Here is an 18,056-nt window from a genome sequence, read left to right as displayed (position 1 = left end):
GATGCTGGCTCTCACAGCGGTTCACCGTTTCAGCGGATAGGGGGCGCCTCTCCCCGATGATGCAGGAAGTGGGGACGGGTATGTCGATAAGCATTCCGGTCCAGTGGAATTTGAAATTGTTGGGGTTCTGGCGTCTTGAACGTGAGCACCAGCCGGTCACTGTCGCGTTCCGACAGCAGCGGCTCATTGCCGCGCTGGCCCTGCGCGGCGGTCGTCGACGAAGCTACATCGCCGGGCTCCTATGGCCTGACCGCACCGATGCGCAAGCTTCGGGAAGTCTGCGCGCCTGCCTCTGGAACATTGCCCACCAACTTCCCGGGCTCCTGCAGCCAACCAGTGATCCGCTTGCTCTCGCCACGGGAATGGTGATCGACGTCGACGAACTGCTCGTCGACGTGGACCGGGTCAACCGCACAGGCCTGCTCGACGGCGGCGCACCGGTCCGAAAAGGGCTGGCCGCCGACCTTCGGGCAGCGGACCTCCTGCCGGGCTGGGATGAGGGCTGGCTGCGGGTAGACCAGGACAGGCTCTTCAGGCAGCGGCTTGCCGCCCTGGAGGACCTGGCCAGCGCCTATCTGGCACAGGGCCAACTCTCGGCAGCCCTCGACGCGGCGACCGCCGCGGCCGCGTTGGATCCGCTTTTGGAGAGCGTGCAACGGACGCTCTTGCGCATTCATCTGGCGGCCGGCAACCACGCGTCGGCAATCCGCAGCTATCGCACCTACCTGACGACCCTCAGTCGGGAGTGCGGTGTCAGGCCTTCCACCCGCATCACAGACCTCATCCGTCCGCTGCTCCAGGCGCAGGACCCGTTAGGACGCGCCGAGCCCGCGACTGATTACGGCGGAACCCTGCACCCGTCCTACGAGTAGATCAGCCGATGTCTGCGCCTGCTGCCGGGCCATAACCCCCGTTACCTCCTCCCCTGGCGCCGCCGACGAACCGTACCTGGCGGGAACAGGCGATCACCACCGCCGCCCAGCAACTCCCCGCCGGTGCGCCGACGGCAGTACTGGGACTCCAGCTCATGCGCGGCGGCTTCGTTCCCGGGTTGAGCGATCTGGACAACCCTGCTCAGATCGTGGCCTGGGCGATCACCTTCGGCGCCGCCCCACAGTTGTTCACCGGGTTGGTGGACCGGCAGGCGCAGAACGTGCTCGACGACGTCGGCGGCAAAGCCGGGAGCACCGCGAGCACCGCCGCGCCGTAGTCGACGGCGTACCCCCAGCCTGCGAGTGGCTCAAGACGTCGCTGCTACTGGATCACGGCTGCTACTGGATGTCGCTGTCGGGTGGCGGCAGGAGGACGCGGGTCTCTCCATCGACGGAAGACACCCCCTCGACCGCTTCCAGATCCGGCCGACAGTTCTCCGGTGCTGAACCGGTGATCATGCCCACGGTGCCGAGCACCCGGTCAACCTCCAGCCCGCAGGACCTCAGCTGTTCAGCGACCTCCTGGATCGCGGAACGGTGCAGGTCATCAACGGTGACGGTGAAGTGCATGCCCCCCTCATTCCTGTGGCGACATCACCAGGCCGGAGCCGACGTCGACCGACGCCTGCAGCAATCGCTGGCTCTCTTGCGCCATCAGTGACCACAGCTCCCGCCCCCGGTAGCCTGAGGCCTGCGCCCAGAGGGCTGCGACTCCCGCAGCGTGCGGGGTGGCCATCGATGTGCCGCTGATGGTGTTGTATCGGTCAGGCATCAGCCAGGACGAACGCACCTGGAAACCCGGGCCAGCCACATCCAACTGCCCGCCCCGGATAGGGAGCGTCCGGGCGGAGAAGAAGGCCATCTCGAGCTGCTGGTCCAGGGCGCCCACCGCCATGATGAACGGGCTGTTGGCGGGCGCACCGACAAAGCCGAAGTCCCCTTGCCGGCGGTCAGCGCCGTTCCCCGCGGCAGCGATGATGAGGTGCCCCTGGTCAAGCGCCCGGCGGCCGACCACCGTATACGGAGGGTGCACCTGCGGAATGTCGGCACCGAGGGACATCGAAATGACGGCGCACCCATTCGCCATGGCCCAGTCGATTCCGGCGATGATACCGCCGTCGCTGCCCGACCCTGAGTCGCCGAGGACCTTCCCTGCGAAGATTTCTGCCTCGTAGGCCACGCCATACGCGGGTCCTTCGGATGGTGACCGCGGGCCACAGGCGGTGCCGATGCAGTGGGTGCCGTGTCCGTGCCCGTCCTGGGCAGTCTCGCCGGGCACGAAAGACTCAACCGTGATCTGCCGGCCGGCGAAATCCGGGTGGCTCGAATCGAAGCCGGTGTCCAGCACCGCAACCCGGATACCCTCGCCGCTGAAGGGGGAGGTGTCCGCGGCGACTGCCTGAAGCCCCCAGGTGAGCTGTGCGCTGTCCTGGAACGACGACGAGGCTCCCCCGGGGTCGTCGGTGAGTACGTGGTGGATCAGTTCCGGGGAGACGGAGAGGACTGTGCCCTCGTCGGACGACGAGCTGAGTGCCCGCTGCTGCTGCGGATCCGCGGACACGACCGCGACCCCGAGGTGGGAATAGTATGTAGCATCCGCTCCCTCAGTGTCGGCTGGGGACGCAGCATGGGTGCCGAAGTCACGGGAATCAGCGACATGGGACATGCCGGCAGCTGACCGGAGCAGCGCTGGAGCGTTCTCCTCGGCGTCGGCGAAAACAACGATGAAACGGCCGGTGGTCTCCGGTTCCTGACTGCGGGGTTGGCTACCTGAGGACTCAGAATCAATCATGGTGGCACTCTACCTCTGGGTTTCTCTGGGATAAAGACCCAACGTACCGCCGCCGACGTTACTGCGGCGTTACTCGAGAAGTGCCGGGCGGCACCAGCCGGGGACCGCGGCCTGACGGTACCAGCCGAGAACTTTTGGACCTGCTCACCACCCGCCCTGACGGCAGGATCAGGTCCACCTGATGGGGTCGGCCCGGAGGTTTCCCCCGGGGTTCACCTGACCTGCCACCAGGGACGTATGCTCTTCGCATGGCCAAATTTTTCGATGTGCACCCCGACGATCCACAGCCGCGCGCAATCGGGCAGATTGTCGACGTCGTCAGGTCCGGCGGGCTCATCGCCTATCCGACGGACTCCTGTTACGCGCTCGGCGCGCAGCTGGGCAACAAGGACGCGCTGGACCGGATCCGCTCCATCCGGAAGCTCGACAACAAGCACCATTTCACCCTGGTCTGCAGGGATTTCTCCCAGCTTGGCCAGTTTGTCCACATCAATAACGATGTTTTCCGCAGCATCAAGGCCGTGACGCCAGGCAGTTACACGTTCATCCTGCCGGCCACCAAGGAGGTGCCCCGCCGGTTGCTGCACCCCAAGAAGAAGACGGTGGGGGTGAGGATTCCAGACCACCGGATGGTGCAGGCCCTGCTGGCCGAGCTGGGCGAACCCTTGTTGTCCAGCACCCTCCTGCTGCCTGGCCAGGAAACGCCGCTGACCCAGGGCTGGGAAATCAAGGAGGAGCTCGACCACCAGGTGGATGCGGTCATCGATTCGGGCGACTGCGGCGCCGAACCGACCACTGTAATCGACTTCTCCAGCGGCTCCGCCGAAGTGGTGCGCCACGGCATGGGCGACCCGTCCCGGTTCGAGTGAGTGGAGCTGCGAGCTACCTCGGGTAGCCCGTGAACAGAGGGGCGCTGGACACCAGACGCAATAATGGGACGATGACACGCACCGAATCGTTGGAGATCGAGCGAAAATACGACGTCAGCACCCAGGCGGTGGTTCCCGACCTGACCGGCATCACCGGCGTGGCCAGGGTGGACGACGGCGGTACCGTGGTGCTCGAAGCCTTGTACTTCGATCTGCCGGACCGGGCGCTGCTGCGCCACGGCATAACCCTGCGGCGGCGGCGCGGAGGCAAAGACGCAGGCTGGCACACCAAGTTCCCGGCGGTCGCGGACCGGCTTGAGGTTCAGGTGCCGCTGTCGGGCGCGGACGAGACACCGCCGGCGGAGGTACTCGACCTGGTTCGGGTCCATGTCAGGCATCGGGCCCTCGAACCAGTTGCACGAATCACCACCACCCGGACCATCACTACTCTCGTGGGGGAGGATGGCACGCCGCTGATCGAAATCAGCGACGATGTGGTCGACGCCGAAGACTTGACCACCGGCGTCGAACGGTCCTGGCGTGAGTGGGAGGCAGAAGTGCAGGGCGGAGAGCCCGCTCCCGACGACGCCCGGGAGGCCCTGGTGGACGCCGTCGAGCACACCTTGTTGAACGCGGGCGCCGCTCCAGCTGGCAGGACATCGAAACTGGCCCGTGCCATGGGCGGCCAACCGCAGCCCGTCCCGATCGACGGTAAGCCCGGCTCCGTGCGGAATGTGCTGACTGCTTCGTTCCGCCAGGTGGCCGCCGAACTGATGGCGTGGGATCCGCGGGTGCGCCGCCACGAGGCAGGTTCGCTGCACCAGTTGCGGGTGAAGGCCCGCACGCTGCGCAGCATGCTGAAAACCTATCGGCCACTGCTGGAGGTCGCTCCGGCCGGTGAGCTCGAAGGACAACTGAAATCACTCGGCAGGACTTTGAGTGCCGCCCGTGACGCGGAAGTGATGCAGGCGTTGATCCCGTCACGCATAGCCCAGCGGCCACCGGGGTCAATCCCCCGGCACCTGATGAGGCGGTTGGACAAGTCCTCCGCCGCCCGGTACGAGAAGGCTTACTCAGCAGTCCTCCGGGACCTCAATTCTGCTGAATACTTCGCTACCCTTGACGCCCTTGATGAGTTCACCGCCCGGATCCCGCTGAGGGGCGATTTGAAAAACGGCGGGAAGGCCGCCACGAAGCTTCCACCAGCGGTCAACCGGCAGCAGAAGATCGTGGCCAAATCCGCTCAACGTGCCAGCCGCGCATCAGAGCTGGACTCACAACTGGAGCTACTGCATGACGTGCGCAAGAGGTCCAAGCGCCTGCGCTACGCGATCAGGTCGGTCGAGGGGAGCTCAGGGTTCACTTTCGGCGGGCAGGTGGGAAAGTCAATGAAGTCGTCGGAGACCATCCAGAACATTCTGGGAACCCACCGCGATAGCGTGCTGTTTCAGGAGTTTCTCCTCAAAGCATCCCGGGCTGGGCGACGGGCCGGAGAGACTACCTTCGCCTACGGAGTGCTCCATGAGGCAGAAGCGTCGATCCAACGCGAAGCTGAAACAAAATTCCGGAAAAGAATCGGGAAGCTCAGCTGAGCGGGAAGCGCGCACCAAGGCGTCTTCGGAGGGTCGTTCAGCAGTCCTTCCAGTTCACCAGTCCTGCCAGCGGCGGTTGCCCTGTAGCGGGATGGCGCGTCGCGCAGGGCCCCGCTGCTCGCTACCTTCCGTGGCCCACGAAACCAGTACAGCCGGCTTGTTTCCCCGCAGATAACCGCTGAACGTGGCCTCCCCCGAGGTCTGCATGGTGTTTCGCAGATTCGACGATTCCACAGCGAACTGCTCGAACTGCACGTCCACCAGGGTTGCCTTGGCTGAGCCGGTGTTGGTCAACACCCAGATGTTGTCCTTCTGCCAGTACACGGCCCAATCAGCTTCCCGCAGCCGAGGGGGTTCAGCCACATCGACCTGAGCGCTGGCGGCAGCCTCTGGCAGGCGTCGGCGACGGTCCGCTGCGATTGCTGCCCACCCGCCCGCAAAGCCGAATCCCGCGGCACTAATTGCCATCACGGGGAACCAGATCCAGTCCATCACTCGTGTCCTACTCTTTCAGTCGGTCACCCGGCCGGCGGTGGCCGTCCGTGGTGTTGCCGTGTCCCCGTGAAAATCTAGCACTGCGCCGACCACGCATCTGACGTCGCCCCGCTGAAAGGTCCGGGTCGGATGTTACGCTTATTTAGTTCGAATATATGTACTAATAGAGGGATGCTGTGACCGTTGTAGCCCATATTGCTCAGTTACACGGAACCCCGCCAGGCCAACTCACCGACGTCGCCCCGGTCTCCGTTCCTGCAGGTTTCCCCTCGCCCGCGCAGGACTATTACGACGGGGGGATTGACCTCAATAAACACCTAATCAAGGACACCACCTGCACTTTCATCGTGAGGGTCTCCGGGGACAGCATGTCAGGTGCCGGCATCAATGACGGGGATGAGCTGATTGTGGACCGGTCGTTGACACCCCACCACGGCTCGGTGGTGGTGGCGATCCTGGACGGCGAGTTGACGATCAAACGGCTGCATCTTGGCGTCACCGGGGTCATCCTCAAAGCGGAGAATCGCGACTATCCGGATATCACGGTCGCTGAACTGTCCGACTTGTCCGTGTGGGGGGTAGTCACCCGTTGCCTGCACTACGTGTAGTCGCAGCGAGAGGCGAAGGCCATTCCCGAGTGCCCGATGGCCCGGGCCATTACCCGTCGGCGGCAGCCACCGGCCGCAGCAAACCGTCGCGGATCGCCCTCGTCGATGTCAACAGCTTCTATGTCAGCTGTGAACGTGTCTTCGATCCCAGCCTGGCGGGGGTACCCGTGGTGGTGTTATCGAACAACGACGGCTGCGTGGTGGCCCGGTCCAATGAGGCGAAAGCTCTCGGCATTCCACTCGGCGAGCCATGGTTCAAAATTTCCGCACAGGCCCCCCGCTGGGGGCTCATTCAGCGTTCCAGCAACTATGAGCTGTACGGAGACCTGAGTTCACGGGCGATGGAGCTGATGGGTCGCTTCGCCGCCTGGCAGGAGGTCTACTCGATCGATGAGTCCTTTTTGGGTCTCGCGGGTTCGCCGCAGTCCTTGCAGGATCAGGGTGGGGGCATCCGGGCCGCCATGGCGCTGCACACGGGGTTGCCGGTCTGCGTCGGCATCGCTCCGACCAAGACCCTTGCCAAGTTCGCCAACCGGGTGGCCAAACAAAACCCTGCGATGGGTGGGGTGTGCAATCTCGACACCATGCCCGGGGCCCAGATCGACCACATCATGTCGCGGGTGCCGGTCACCGGGGTTTGGGGTGTCGCTAGCCGACTCGGAAAACGGCTTAACGCCATCGGCGTGTTCACCATCGCTGACCTTCGTGCTGCCAACCCGTTGCTGATGCGACGGAAATTCTCGGTCCTTCTGCAGCGCACCATCCTGGAACTGCGCGGTGTCCCGTGCATCGAACTGGAAACGGAGCGCACGGACAAAAAACAGATGATCTTTTCCCGCTCATTTTCGACGCCGGTCACTACCCTCGCGGGAATGCACCAGGTGATGAGCCTCTATGCACAGGCCGCGGCGATGCGCCTGTCCCGGGCGAAGCAACTCGCCCACAGCATGACAGTGTTCGCTGGCACATCACCTTTCCACCGGACTGCTTCCTCCTTTCCATCCGTGACCGTGAGGCTGCCTGCCCCGACCGCTGATCCGGTGGTGTTAACGCGGGCCGCTGTCGGAGCCCTTGAGAGGCACCTTGAGGAGGGGGTCCCCTACGCTCGGGCGGGGGTGATGCTCACCGATCTGTCCCCCGCCGGGTTCCAACCACAGCTTGACGTCTTCGTTTCGGTGCACGAGCGTCGCAACATCGGAGCGCTCCTGGGTGAGGTGACCGAGAAATACGGTGCGGGAAGCATCGGACTGGGTCGGGCCGGTCTGTGCGCCCCGGCCGATTGGACCATGAGCCGCCGCTATTCCTCCCCCCGGTACACCACCGAGTGGGATGAACTGGCTATTGTGAAAGCCAACTGAGGGAAGACCGGCTGGGTGAAGACCGGCGCACCGCTCTGCCCACCCTCAGTATCTGCCTGATACTCCAGCTCGACGCCAGCGCCGTCGTTATCATCATCGATGATCGGAAAGTTCAGGTGCAGCCAGGGCCCGTTGCCGCTGTCCTTGCCCCGCGGGTACCCGGGGAGGGTCCACAGGCTGTGATCCTTCCAGGCAGGGTTATGCGTCCGGAACCCGAACCATCCCAGGTTGCTGCCGAGGGGGACGTCCAACCGCAGTACTGCCATGCCATCGCCCTGGGAATGGGAACTATATCCTTGGGCGTTGGTCACCGCTATTGTTCCGTTACCGGCGCTGCCTGTTCACAGTTGCTGGTGCTTTTTGGTCACAGCGCTTCGCACCGTTGCGGACTATGCGATGGCGTCCTGCCTGGCCCCATCCGCGAGCTGAAGATCCTGCTCGCACAGCGCGGCCTCTTCCTGGTTGTGGGTGACCATCACGACGAACCTGTCGGCAAGCCCCACCCGCAGATCGGCCAGCAGATCCCGTGCTGCCACCGGATCGAGGTGTGCGGTCGGTTCGTCAAGGAGCACGACGTCGGCCCTCGTCAGCAGGGCGCGGCCAACGGCGAGGCGTTGTTGCTGCCCGCCGGAAAGCCAGGCGCCGCCCGGCCCGACCTGGGTGTCCAGTCCTGCGGGAAGTGCTTCCACGAAGTCGCCCAACCCGGCCCGGACCAACGCGGCAGTCAGTTCAGCCTCGGATGGCGGGTCGGCAGGTGGGCGGGCCAGGGCGAGGTTGGCCCGGATCGTGGAGCGGAACAGGTGGGCTTCCTGGGGGCACCACGCGATGCGCGGCGCACCTGTCGTGCCCGCCGTCCCGGCCCGCAGCTGACCGACCGGTTCCCCGTTGATCAGATAGCTGCCCTCGCGCAGGGGGAGGAATCCGAGCAACGCACCAAGCAGGGTCGATTTCCCGCTCCCGGAGGGACCGGTCACCGCAAGCCACTCGCCCCTGCGGAGATCCAGCGACACGTCCGAGAACGCGGGCGCCGTCTGATCCGGGTAGGTATAGGAAGCTCCCCGAAGCGAAAGCGAGCGGACGCTGTCCCCCGGCGGCCCTTCGGCACGGATGGTGGTGGACCCCAGATCCGGCAGTACCCGGTCGCCCACCGCCCGCCACGCTCCGAGGTGATGAATGGCAGTGTTGACGGCGATGAAGGGTTCGATCAGGGCGAGTTGCATCAGGACGACGACGGCGGCGGCCGCCGGGTTTACCCCGTCTGCCGAACTCAACATGGCCAGGGAACCCAGCGAACAGGTCAGCACGACGAGGGCGTTGGCCAATCCCTGCGCCCACGCGCTGCGGTCCAGTTTTGCGGACAGCTCGGCCTCCAGAGCACTCAGATCCGATCTCAGCACCCTGGTCGCCGAATTGGCGCTGAGATCCGGCGCGGCTGCGAGCATCCTGGCCGTGGTGTCGAGAATCTCAGCCTTGAGACCGACCGAGGCCCGACGCGATGAGCGGTCGGCAGCGAGGACGAGGAGGGGCGACACCACCAGACACACCGTCACCAGAACCAGCTGCCAGGGCACCCCGGCCGGAAGCACCACGGCGGTGGTGACGGACGCGGCAACTGCTGTGAGGACGCCGACCAGCGGGGCAAACACGGCTCGTGGCGTGAGGTCGCGGAGCTCATCGACGTCGCCCACCAACTGTTCAAGAACTTTGCCGCCGCGGGCCAGTTTCCGCCACGCAGCCGGGCGCTCCAGCAATCCGTTCCACAACCGTAGCCGCAGCCTGTCGGTGCTCTCGAAGACCGCATCGTGGAGGCGGAGGCGCTCGCAGTACCGCAGCACGGATCTCCCGATGCCAAAGAACCGCACTCCGACAATCGCCGTCAGCAAATAGAGGATGGGAATCTGTTCAGAGGCTCTCACGATCATCCAGCCGGAGACCGCCGTCAGCGCGACGGCAAACAGGGTTGCGCCCGCGCCGAAGAGTAACGCCGACACAAACCGGCGCCGCCACGGTTGCACCATCGCAACGCTGCGCGTCAGAGAGACCCGCCCCTCCGCCACCGGCACATCCATGCCTTCGCCCAACGGCACAGTCCTTCCGTGGGGCCTCAGGGCGGAGTCAGCGTTCGCGGTGTCCACAGCGCCCGCTGTGGACCGGGCACCCCGGTTGTGAACGGCAGCTGAACCACCGGAAACGCCAATTGACTGGTCCGCCAGGGACGCCGTCCCAGGGTTATGCGCTACGAAGAGGATCGTCGTGTGCCCTCGCAGCCGTGCCAGGGCTGCCTCAACGGATCGGGCGCCCTGCGCGTCCAGGTGTGCTGTTGGCTCATCGGCCAGGAGCAGAGCGATGTCCGAATGAGCGATTCGTGCCAGTGCTCGCGCCACCGCGACCCGACGCAGCTCCCCCGGGCTCAGATCGCCGGTGCGAGAGTCAAGCAATCCGCCGGCGTCCACTTGGTCAAGCGCCCGCGCTGCTGCTTCCCTTCGCTCTGGGGGGCTGTCCAGACCCGAGTAGAGACCGATTTCGTCAGCGACCGTCTCTGCCACCAGGACCGGATGTTGCGGTATCCAGGCAATCTGGTGCCGGTGCACCCCCATGATGGTGCCGGCAACCCGGGTCCCGGCCCCGTCTCCGCGGAGACCAGCCAGCACCTCAAGCACCGAGGTTTTTCCGGCCCCGCTGGGGCCGGTGAGCACGCTGATTGTTCCGCGGGGCAGCGCGAAGGTCAGGCCGTCAACCACGGTTCCGTCTCGCCCGCCGTACCCAATGGTGAGGCCACTGACGGTGATCGCCCGGTCGTCCGTACCGGCGGCGTCGGCGTCGGCGTCGGCGTCGGATAGCAGGATGCGGCTCCGGGGGGCCTCGGTGATACGGCGGGACCGTTCGAGCGCGTCGAGGCCTTCCTCGCTCGCGTGGTGTGCTGCGCCGAGGTCGCGGAGCGGTTGGTAGCACTCGGGGGCAAGGATCAGGGCCAGCAGGCCGATCTCAAGACTGAGATCACCTCCGATGAGCCGGACCCCGATGACCACCGCAACCAGTGCCACCGAGATGGTGGCAATCAGTTCGAGGGCAAGGGAGGACAGAAACGCGACCTTCAGCGTTTCAATGGTTTTGGTGCGGTATTGCCCGGCAACGTCCCGGAGTGCCCTCGTTTGGCTGCCCGCCCGGCCCAGCCCGACGAGCACCGGCAGACCGCGAGACAATTCGAGGAGGTGGTCCGAGAGCCGGTTCAGAGACGCCGACGCCTCCTGCACCTTGTCCTGGGTGTGCAGGCCAATCAGGATCATGAAGACCGGGATCAACGGCACGGTCACCACGATGACGACGGCGCTGAGCCAGTCGGCGGCGAGGATACGCGCACCGACCAGCAGTGGAATGACAGCGCAGGTGACGAGCGCGGGGAGGTACTTGGTGGAGTAGTTGTCGAGACCGTCGAGCCCCCGGGTGACCAGTACGCTCAGCGCGCCGGTGCCAGCATCGGCCGATGTGCCGCCGTCGTTCATCACGCGGGTGGTGATCGCGGTTCGCAGCTCCTCCTTTGACCCGGTCGCGGCCCGCTGCGCAACGGCTTCCTGCCACCAGGTGGCTAACGCCCGGAGGACCGACCCGGAAACACCCAGGACGAGTACCGACGACCAGTCGATGCTTCCGGCACTGCTAGAAACTGCGGTAGAAGAAACGGCGGTGAAAGAAGCGGCAAGGGAGGCGATACCGGAAGCCACGGCCTGGGCGATGAGGACCAGGCCAGCGGCCTTCAGCGCAGCGAGCAGGCCAAGGAGGTAGAGGGCACGTTTGCCCGCCGCACCCAGGGGTAGCGATGGCTTCACTGTGCTCTCACTGCGTGGGCGGTGGGGATCTGGCTCCGGCTGACGCGTTTGCGAAACACCCAGTAGGTCCAGCCCTGGTAGACGAGCACAGCGGGCAACCCCACGAGAGCGACGACGCTCATCACGCCGAGTGTGTATCCAGAAGATGAAGCGTTGGACACCGTGAGGTCAAACGCGGCGTCGAGGGTTGACGGGAGAACCACGGGGAACGCGGCCGTGAAGATCGTGGTGGTGCCAGCGGCGAGGAAGACAGCCATCCCGACGAAACTCCATCCGTCCCGGTGCCGGCGCGCCATGGCCCAGGCGTAGACAGCGCCAGCTACTGCGAGCACCAGAGTGAGCATGGTGACGCTTTTCCCGCCCGCAGCGTGCACCACGATGGCCCAGCCCGCCAGTGGCAGCAGGCCCAGGGGTAGCCACCTGAGGAACTGCCGTCGGGCCCGGTCGCGGATGTCGCCGTCGGTTTTCAACACCAGGAAACCCAGGGCATGGACAAGGCTGAACAAGACGACAGCCGATCCGCCGAGGACCGCGTAACCGTTGAACCAGGCGAAGGCTCCCCCTTCCCGGTCACCATTGGCATTGATGGGAAGTCCCGTCGTCGTCAGCGCCAGGGCCGCGCCGATCCCGAATGCTGACACCAGCGACCCGAGCGCAATCGCCCAGTCCCACCGGTTACGCCACGCCGCCGTGTCGCCTTTCCCCCGGTATTCAAAGCCGACAGCACGAAAAATGAGCCCCATCAGGACTAGCAGCAGCGGCAGATACAAGGTCGAGAAGAGCGACGCGTACCAGAGGGGGAAGGCGGCGAACGTCGCCGCACCAGCTGTAATCAACCACACCTCATTGCCGTCCCACACCGGGCCAACAGTATTGAGGAGAACACGGCGGTCGCGGTCAGTGCGGGCGAACAGTTTCATCAGCATGCCGACGCCGAGATCGAATCCCTCCAGCAGCAGGTATCCGGTCCAGAGGTACGCGATGATGACAAACCATAGGGTGGGAAGGAATTCCATCTCAAATCTCCAGACGTTCGATCAGGGCGGCGTCCGCGGCCTTCTCGGTGGCGCATACGGGGTTAGTAGGCGAAGGCCAGCACATCGTCGTCGCCCTTCTTCGAGGTGGGGGTAACCCCGCTGGCGGAGTCGTCGTCGTCGTCGTGGAGATGCTGGGGAATGAGATCAGGCATGGCCGAGGGCACCCCACCGCGCACATACCGGACCAGCAACTTCACCTCAACCACCAACAACACGCTGTAGACGGCGGTGAAAGCGATGAGCGACGTCGCGAGTTCGGCCGTCGAGACCCCGGGCGACACGGCCGCGGCGGTGAACATGAACACGTTGTCAATGCCGTTGGGGTCGGGGTTAGGGGCAACGACGAACGGTTGCCGGCCCATCTCGGTGAAGATCCAGCCCGCGGCATTGGCACCGAACGGTGCGAGGATCCCGAAAACGGCGAGCTGCATCAGTCGTTTGGATTCCGGGACTGTCCCCCGGCGGGTCATGACGAGTGCTACTGCTGCTGCGAACGCCGCGACGGCGCCGAACGTGATCATCATTCTGAAGCCCCAATACGTCACCTCCATCACCGGGACGTAGTCGATTTCCATTCCGGCGCGTTCCCCATACATCGGATCGTTCGGCAGGTTCGTCCCGTACTGGGCCTGGTACTGGGGCACCAGAGAATTAACCCCCTGGACCTCCGTGGTGAGATCTCCGTTGGCCATGAAGGAGAGCATCCCCGGGACTTCAATCACTGCGACGATGTCATCGCAGTTCTGGGAGCCAAGGTTTCCTACCGACAGCACCGAGAAGCCGGTCCCGTCGTGGCAGGCCGCTTCCGCGGCCGCCATCTTCATGGGCTGCTGCTCGAACATGAGTTTCGCTTGCAGGTCCCCGGTGACGGCGACACCAGCGAACGATACGACAGCGACGACGGCGCCGATCCGGAGGGAACGGAGCCAGACCTGGTGGTCGGCAGCATCCCGCCCCGTGTTTTCGACGCTTCCGACGAGGACTTTCCCGTCCGGGCCGATGGTGTCGATTCCGTCCCGGCGTCGCTTCCACAGGTGATACCAGCTGATTCCCAGCAGGAACCCGCCAGCCACGGAAAAGGCTCCGAGGATGGTGTGGGGGAAGGCGACCAGCAGGGTGTTGTTGGTCAGAACGGCCCAAATGTCCACGAGGACCGGGCGGCCGTCGACCATTTCCACTCCGACTGGGTGCTGCATCCAGGAATTGGCAGCGAGGATGAAATATGCCGACATGATCGAGGCGATACTGGCTCCCCAGATGGTGGCCAGATGGAGCTTTTTGGGGAGCCGATCCCACCCGAAGATCCATAGCCCGAGGAACACCGACTCAACGAAAAACGCGAGGAGCGCTTCCATCGCCAGTGGCGCACCAAAGACGTCCCCGACAAACCGGGAGTACTCGCTCCAGGCCATTCCGAACTGGAATTCCTGCACCAAACCGGTGGCGACACCCATGATGAAGTTGATCAGGAACAGCTTGCCCCAGAACTTGGTCATCCGGAGGTACTGCGCCTTCCCCGTCCGCACCCACATGGTCTGCATGATCGCGACCAGCAAGCCCAGGCCGATGGTGAGTGGCACCATCAGAAAGTGATAGACGGTGGTGATGCCGAATTGCCAACGGGCAAGCTCCAGGGCTTCCATACAACTTCCTTAAATCAACCAGGGCACGAGCCCACTGATCCAGTTGTTCTACACTGTGTAGAAAAGCTGATTTCTACACAGTGTAGAACACGCCGCAGGGGTCGCGAAATCTGGAGTCTGCGTCTCGTCCGTGCCGGGGAGACAGCTGTGGCTAGCGGTACGGGCCCTCGGTCACTGCCCTGTTGGGGGTGACGATCGTGGGGCATTCAATGTGCCACAGGACACTTCTGCTCACCGATCCCAGCAGAAGGCGTGTGAGCTTTCCACGGCCGCGCCGACCCACTACCAGGAGCTTCGCCCGCGAGGCAGCCGTCACTAGCGCTTCGGCAGGCGATGCGTTCAACTCCAGATGTTGATGCACCACCAGATCCGGATACTGTTCGGTGAGGCCCGCCACCGACTCGGCCAGAATGACCCGTTCCTCCTCCTCGATCCGCTGTGTCACCACATCGTGCGGAATGGACCCACGCAGCCACGGGTTCGGTGATTCACTGGAGTAGACCGCGTACAGGTCCTCACCCAGCCGATCGGCCTCCCGCGCCGCGTAGGCAACGGAGCCGAGGGAATGGGCGGACCCGTCAACGCCCACTACGACGCCCGACCGTCCTTCCAGCGACACCTCGGGGATGACCGCAACCGGCGATACGGCTGCCACCGCCACATTCAGGCTCAGAGCACCGAAGATGGCGGTCTTGACGCGTCCGAGTTTATGGGTCCCCACGACCACCAGACTGGAATTCTCCGACAGATCCGACAACACCCTGGCGGTATCCCCCAGCAGGAGTCGGGTCGATACGTTGACCGAGGGTGCCAGACCGCTGACTTTAGTGGCCGCCTCCTCAAGGACTTCCCGGCCGTGACGCATCAGGTCGTCGAAGTAGGAGAACTCAGGGCCAACCCAATAGTCGTCCAGCGTATGCACCAGGATCAGTGGCCTTCTCAGCCGTGCTGCCCGGTTGACCGCCCAGAAGAAGGCTTCAGGCGTCGGCCCGCTGGACGGCACGCCCAGCACGATTGACCGGGAGCCCGATGCTGAACCCATGGTGTGACCACCTCCGAGTGAACTGCCTTGGCTCCATTGTGGTGACCTGCCAGCTGCCCCCATAGGGCACTAAGTCCCGTCCGGACCGGGAGGTATTCACCAGCCAGATCGGCCCAGATCAGGTCGAAAGTCACTGGTCGGCGCGCTCAGAAAGATCGACTCTAAACGATAGGTATTTAGCTCTGGAGAGGCCATGTCCGCCATGAATGACGCCCGGGAAGTGTTCCCGGAACTTCCACAGCCTGGACTGAGCGGCGCGGATGCCGCACGGCTATTGACTGACGTCGGGCCAAACGTTTTGCCCGCGGCCCGCAAGGCGTCCCCTTGGCGGAAACTCCTGGGTGAACTGACCCATTTCTTCGCCCTGATGCTGTGGGGGGCCGCAGGTCTGGCGTGGCTAGCTGGCCTGCCCCAGCTCAGCGTCGCAATTGTTGTTGTAGTCGTGGTCAACGGGGTGTTTGCCCACATTCAGCAGGAGCGGGCCCAGCATGCGGCTGAACGGCTTCAAGGGTTACTTCCGTCGCAAGTCAGGGTCAGGCGCGATGGCCGCCAACGCAGTGTCAGCGCCAGTGAACTGGTTCCTGGCGACGTCGTCATTCTGACCGCTGGGGACCGTCTTCCCGCAGACCTCCGTTTTACTTCGGCGTCCGCGTGCACAGTCGACGAATCGATGCTGACCGGCGAAAGCGACGCGCTGCCCAAAGCTGTTGGAGATGCAGCCTGGGGCGGCACCTTCCTGGTCAATGGTCAGGCGGAGGGCGTAGTCACTGCAACCGGAGGGAACTCCAGAATCGCAGAGATCGCCTCCCTCACGAATACCACCACGTCTCCACCTACCCCGTTGACCCTTGAGCTGCATCGGATCGTCCGCGTCATTGCGATCATTGCTCTGACCGTCGCAGGCGTCTTCTTTGCCGTGTCGGTTCTGGTGGGAATCGAGTGGCGGGACTCTTTCCTCTTTGCGATCGGTGTCGCTGTTGCATTGATCCCTGAAGGGCTGCTCCCGACAGTCACGCTCTCCCTGGCGATGGGCGCCCAACGGATGGCCTCGCGGAACGCTCTGGTCCGCAATCTGGAAGCAGTGGAGACACTTGGATCAACCACCTTCATCTGTACAGACAAGACCGGGACGCTAACCCAGAATCGGATGAATGCCGTCGAGGTAGTCACGCTGGAGGGCACGGCACGCGTCTTGGGCGATGGGTACGAGCCCGATGCCGTCCTCGATGGCCCCGGCCGACGCATGGCCCTTGAGGTCGCGGTGGCGGCCCGGGCCGCATCGCAAGGTCACGCCGTCAAGGAGGGAAAAGAATGGGTAGCAAACGGCGATCCGATGGAGGCGGCCATCGACGTTCTTGCTCGGCGTCTCCTCCACCAGGAACCTGACAATCAGGTGCCCGACCGTCGTTTCGCTTTCGACGCCCACCGACGGCGGGAATCCGTCCTGCTCGGCCCCACCCTCTACGTCAAAGGCGCCCCTGAATCCGTCCTTCCACTCTGTGGGGATGGCGCCGCGAGGTTGGAGGAGCAGGTCGACGCGATGGCTTCCCGTGGCCTACGGGTGATCGCGGTGGCACGACGAGATCTACCCGGCCCGCGATCCTTCTGGCTGGACCAACCCGCAGAAAACCTCGAACGGGAGCTAGTGGTCCTTGGCCTCATCGGTCTTCACGATCCTCCCCGCCCGGATGTCGCTGAGGTCATCAGGGCCGCCAGGAACGCCGGAATCAAGGTGGCGATGATCACTGGCGACCATCCTGCGACAGCCGCCGCCATTGCCAAGGAAATCGGGCTGACGGATGACCCCAGGCTGGTGGTCCAGGGTGCGGACTTACCCGAGCAGGAGCAGATCCTTGGTGCACTCCTGGATCGGGATGGGGTGGTGGTCAGCCGGGTGTCACCCGAGCAGAAGCTTCGCGTAGCCCGCGCCCTGCAATCCAGGGGTCACGTCGTGGCCATGACTGGCGACGGGGTGAACGACGGACCCGCCTTGCAGCAAGCCGATATTGGGGTTGCCATGGGTCGGGGTGGCACCGATGTGGCTCGTGAGGCCGCCGATCTGGTATTGCTCGACGATCACTTCGGCACCATTGTCGCGGCGATTGAACAAGGCCGCGCCACGTACTCGAATATCCGCCGCTTCCTCACCTACCACCTCACAGACAACGTCGCCGAGCTCACACCGTTCGTCATCTGGGCACTTTCCGGTGGCCAGTTCCCGCTCGCGCTTGGTGTCCTGCAGATCCTCGCTTTGGACATTGGAACCGACCTGTTCCCCGCGCTGGCGCTCGGAGCCGAACCCCCGGGCCGGCGGGTCCTGACCAGGCCCCCGGAGCGGCGCCACCTCATGGACCGGAACTTGATGTTCAGGGCCTTCGTCATCCTCGGACCTGTCGAAGCGATCATCAGCATGACAGCATTCTCCGTCGTGCTCTTCGGGGGTGGCTGGGTCCGTGGCGAGCCCTGGGACGAGCAACTGGTGCTTGCCGCCTCTGGTGCGGCGTTTGCCGCCGTCGTTTTCGGTCAGCTGGCAACCTCCTTCGCCTGCCGCAGCGCGACAGTGCCACCGTGGAAGCTGGGGTGGTTCAGTAACCGGTTGCTGCTGTGGGCTGGTGCGGCCGAACTTGCCGCACTCGTCCTGTTTCTTTATCTGCCCCCTGTGGCAGCAGTGCTTGGACAGGCCCCACCACCGCCGTCGGGGCTGATCGTCGCCGTCCTGGCCATCCCCGGCATACTGATTGCGGACTGGATCTATAAACGGGTGCGGCAGCCCAAACACCCCATTGCCTAAGAGAGCTGGCTAACGGTATCCATGCCCTTCGGCCCTAGTGCGTTTTCCAGCCGAAGGGCAAGCTGGCCCC

General features: G+C 64.4%; 15 protein-coding genes. 7 read left to right on the top strand and 8 right to left on the bottom strand.

Going from position 1 to position 18,056, the window contains the following annotated elements; translation table 11 throughout:
* Positions 1–80 precede the first annotated feature (80 nt).
* Positions 81–872 carry an AfsR/SARP family transcriptional regulator gene (locus ABD059_RS06395; protein ID WP_343878530.1) on the top strand — a complete coding sequence of 264 codons (792 nt, stop codon included), beginning with the start codon at positions 81–83 and terminating at the stop codon, positions 870–872.
* A 155-nt stretch (positions 873–1,027) separates the two neighbouring features.
* A complete protein-coding gene (locus ABD059_RS06390) occupies positions 1,028–1,210 on the top strand; it encodes a hypothetical protein (protein WP_343878529.1) in 183 nt (60 codons plus the stop codon).
* Between the two features lie 61 nt (positions 1,211–1,271).
* Here ABD059_RS06390 and ABD059_RS06385 read toward each other — a convergent pair whose 3' ends face one another.
* Both ABD059_RS06385 and ABD059_RS06380 read right to left on the bottom strand, forming a co-directional pair.
* Complete coding sequence (locus tag ABD059_RS06385; RefSeq protein WP_343878528.1) at positions 1,272–1,502, bottom strand: hypothetical protein; 231 nt, start codon at positions 1,500–1,502, stop codon at positions 1,272–1,274.
* A 7-nt stretch (positions 1,503–1,509) separates the two neighbouring features.
* Positions 1,510–2,724 (bottom strand): S8 family serine peptidase, encoded by a 1,215-nt coding sequence (locus ABD059_RS06380; protein ID WP_343878527.1) that lies wholly within the window; start codon positions 2,722–2,724, stop codon positions 1,510–1,512.
* A 248-nt stretch (positions 2,725–2,972) separates the two neighbouring features.
* Here ABD059_RS06380 and ABD059_RS06375 point away from each other — a divergent pair, with 248 nt between their 5' ends.
* Positions 2,973–3,593, top strand: a complete 621-nt coding sequence (locus tag ABD059_RS06375; protein WP_343878526.1) for an L-threonylcarbamoyladenylate synthase — start codon at positions 2,973–2,975, stop codon at positions 3,591–3,593.
* A gap of 71 nt (positions 3,594–3,664) precedes the next feature.
* Positions 3,665–5,185 carry a CYTH and CHAD domain-containing protein gene (locus ABD059_RS06370; protein ID WP_343878525.1) on the top strand — a complete coding sequence of 507 codons (1,521 nt, stop codon included), beginning with the start codon at positions 3,665–3,667 and terminating at the stop codon, positions 5,183–5,185.
* 54 nt (positions 5,186–5,239) lie between these two features.
* Here ABD059_RS06370 and ABD059_RS06365 read toward each other — a convergent pair whose 3' ends face one another.
* Positions 5,240–5,677 carry a hypothetical protein gene (locus ABD059_RS06365; RefSeq protein ID WP_343878524.1) on the bottom strand — a complete coding sequence of 146 codons (438 nt, stop codon included), beginning with the start codon at positions 5,675–5,677 and terminating at the stop codon, positions 5,240–5,242.
* Positions 5,678–5,856: 179 nt separating this feature from the next.
* Here ABD059_RS06365 and ABD059_RS06360 point away from each other — a divergent pair, with 179 nt between their 5' ends.
* Positions 5,857–6,288: a LexA family protein gene (locus ABD059_RS06360; RefSeq protein WP_343878523.1), complete on the top strand. Its 432-nt coding sequence runs from the start codon at positions 5,857–5,859 to the stop codon at positions 6,286–6,288.
* 29 nt (positions 6,289–6,317) lie between these two features.
* Positions 6,318–7,646 (top strand): Y-family DNA polymerase, encoded by a 1,329-nt coding sequence (locus tag ABD059_RS06355; protein WP_343878522.1) that lies wholly within the window; start codon positions 6,318–6,320, stop codon positions 7,644–7,646.
* Here ABD059_RS06355 and ABD059_RS06350 read toward each other — a convergent pair.
* The 5 genes from ABD059_RS06350 to ABD059_RS06330 all read right to left on the bottom strand — a co-directional run bounded on the left by ABD059_RS06350 (position 7,586) and on the right by ABD059_RS06330 (position 15,195).
* On the bottom strand, positions 7,586–7,957 hold the full coding sequence (locus ABD059_RS06350; RefSeq protein ID WP_343878521.1) for a trypsin-like serine peptidase: 372 nt from the start codon (positions 7,955–7,957) through the stop codon (positions 7,586–7,588). The two genes, ABD059_RS06355 and ABD059_RS06350, sit on opposite strands and share 61 nt — an antisense overlap.
* Before the next feature lie 78 nt (positions 7,958–8,035).
* A complete protein-coding gene (gene cydD / locus ABD059_RS06345; protein ID WP_343878520.1) occupies positions 8,036–11,473 on the bottom strand; it encodes a thiol reductant ABC exporter subunit CydD in 3,438 nt (1,145 codons plus the stop codon).
* Complete coding sequence (gene cydB, locus ABD059_RS06340) at positions 11,470–12,489, bottom strand: cytochrome d ubiquinol oxidase subunit II (protein WP_343878519.1); 1,020 nt, start codon at positions 12,487–12,489, stop codon at positions 11,470–11,472. The genes cydD and cydB overlap by 4 nt, the downstream gene beginning before the upstream one ends.
* Before the next feature lie 62 nt (positions 12,490–12,551).
* Positions 12,552–14,153, bottom strand: a complete 1,602-nt coding sequence (locus tag ABD059_RS06335; RefSeq protein ID WP_343878518.1) for a cytochrome ubiquinol oxidase subunit I — start codon at positions 14,151–14,153, stop codon at positions 12,552–12,554.
* Between the two features lie 151 nt (positions 14,154–14,304).
* Positions 14,305–15,195 (bottom strand): universal stress protein, encoded by an 891-nt coding sequence (locus ABD059_RS06330; RefSeq protein ID WP_343878517.1) that lies wholly within the window; start codon positions 15,193–15,195, stop codon positions 14,305–14,307.
* A 193-nt stretch (positions 15,196–15,388) separates the two neighbouring features.
* On the opposite strand from ABD059_RS06330, the gene ABD059_RS06325 reads away from it, so the two are divergent.
* Positions 15,389–17,986 carry a cation-translocating P-type ATPase gene (locus ABD059_RS06325; RefSeq protein WP_343878516.1) on the top strand — a complete coding sequence of 866 codons (2,598 nt, stop codon included), beginning with the start codon at positions 15,389–15,391 and terminating at the stop codon, positions 17,984–17,986.
* Positions 17,987–18,056: the final 70 nt, after the last annotated feature.

The organism is Arthrobacter flavus, assembly GCF_039526005.1.
Taxonomy (GTDB): domain Bacteria; phylum Actinomycetota; class Actinomycetes; order Actinomycetales; family Micrococcaceae; genus Arthrobacter_D; species Arthrobacter_D flavus.
This window is presented reverse-complemented; position numbering and strand designations above follow the sequence as displayed.

What these genes read in the sequence shown, in the direction of transcription:
- ABD059_RS06335 (WP_343878518.1), bottom strand. Translation starts at nt 14,153, where the DNA reads ATGGAAGCCCTGGAGCTTGCCCGTTGGCAATTCGGCATCACCACCGTC.
- ABD059_RS06330 (WP_343878517.1), bottom strand. Translation starts at nt 15,195, where the DNA reads ATGGGTTCAGCATCGGGCTCCCGGTCAATCGTGCTGGGCGTGCCGTCC.
- ABD059_RS06395 (WP_343878530.1), top strand. Translation starts at nt 81, where the DNA reads ATGTCGATAAGCATTCCGGTCCAGTGGAATTTGAAATTGTTGGGGTTC.
- ABD059_RS06380 (WP_343878527.1), bottom strand. Translation starts at nt 2,724, where the DNA reads ATGATTGATTCTGAGTCCTCAGGTAGCCAACCCCGCAGTCAGGAACCG.
- ABD059_RS06390 (WP_343878529.1), top strand. Translation starts at nt 1,028, where the DNA reads ATGCGCGGCGGCTTCGTTCCCGGGTTGAGCGATCTGGACAACCCTGCT.
- ABD059_RS06365 (WP_343878524.1), bottom strand. Translation starts at nt 5,677, where the DNA reads ATGGACTGGATCTGGTTCCCCGTGATGGCAATTAGTGCCGCGGGATTC.
- ABD059_RS06385 (WP_343878528.1), bottom strand. Translation starts at nt 1,502, where the DNA reads ATGCACTTCACCGTCACCGTTGATGACCTGCACCGTTCCGCGATCCAG.
- cydB (WP_343878519.1), bottom strand. Translation starts at nt 12,489, where the DNA reads ATGGAATTCCTTCCCACCCTATGGTTTGTCATCATCGCGTACCTCTGG.
- ABD059_RS06325 (WP_343878516.1), top strand. Translation starts at nt 15,389, where the DNA reads ATGTCCGCCATGAATGACGCCCGGGAAGTGTTCCCGGAACTTCCACAG.
- ABD059_RS06375 (WP_343878526.1), top strand. Translation starts at nt 2,973, where the DNA reads ATGGCCAAATTTTTCGATGTGCACCCCGACGATCCACAGCCGCGCGCA.
- ABD059_RS06370 (WP_343878525.1), top strand. Translation starts at nt 3,665, where the DNA reads ATGACACGCACCGAATCGTTGGAGATCGAGCGAAAATACGACGTCAGC.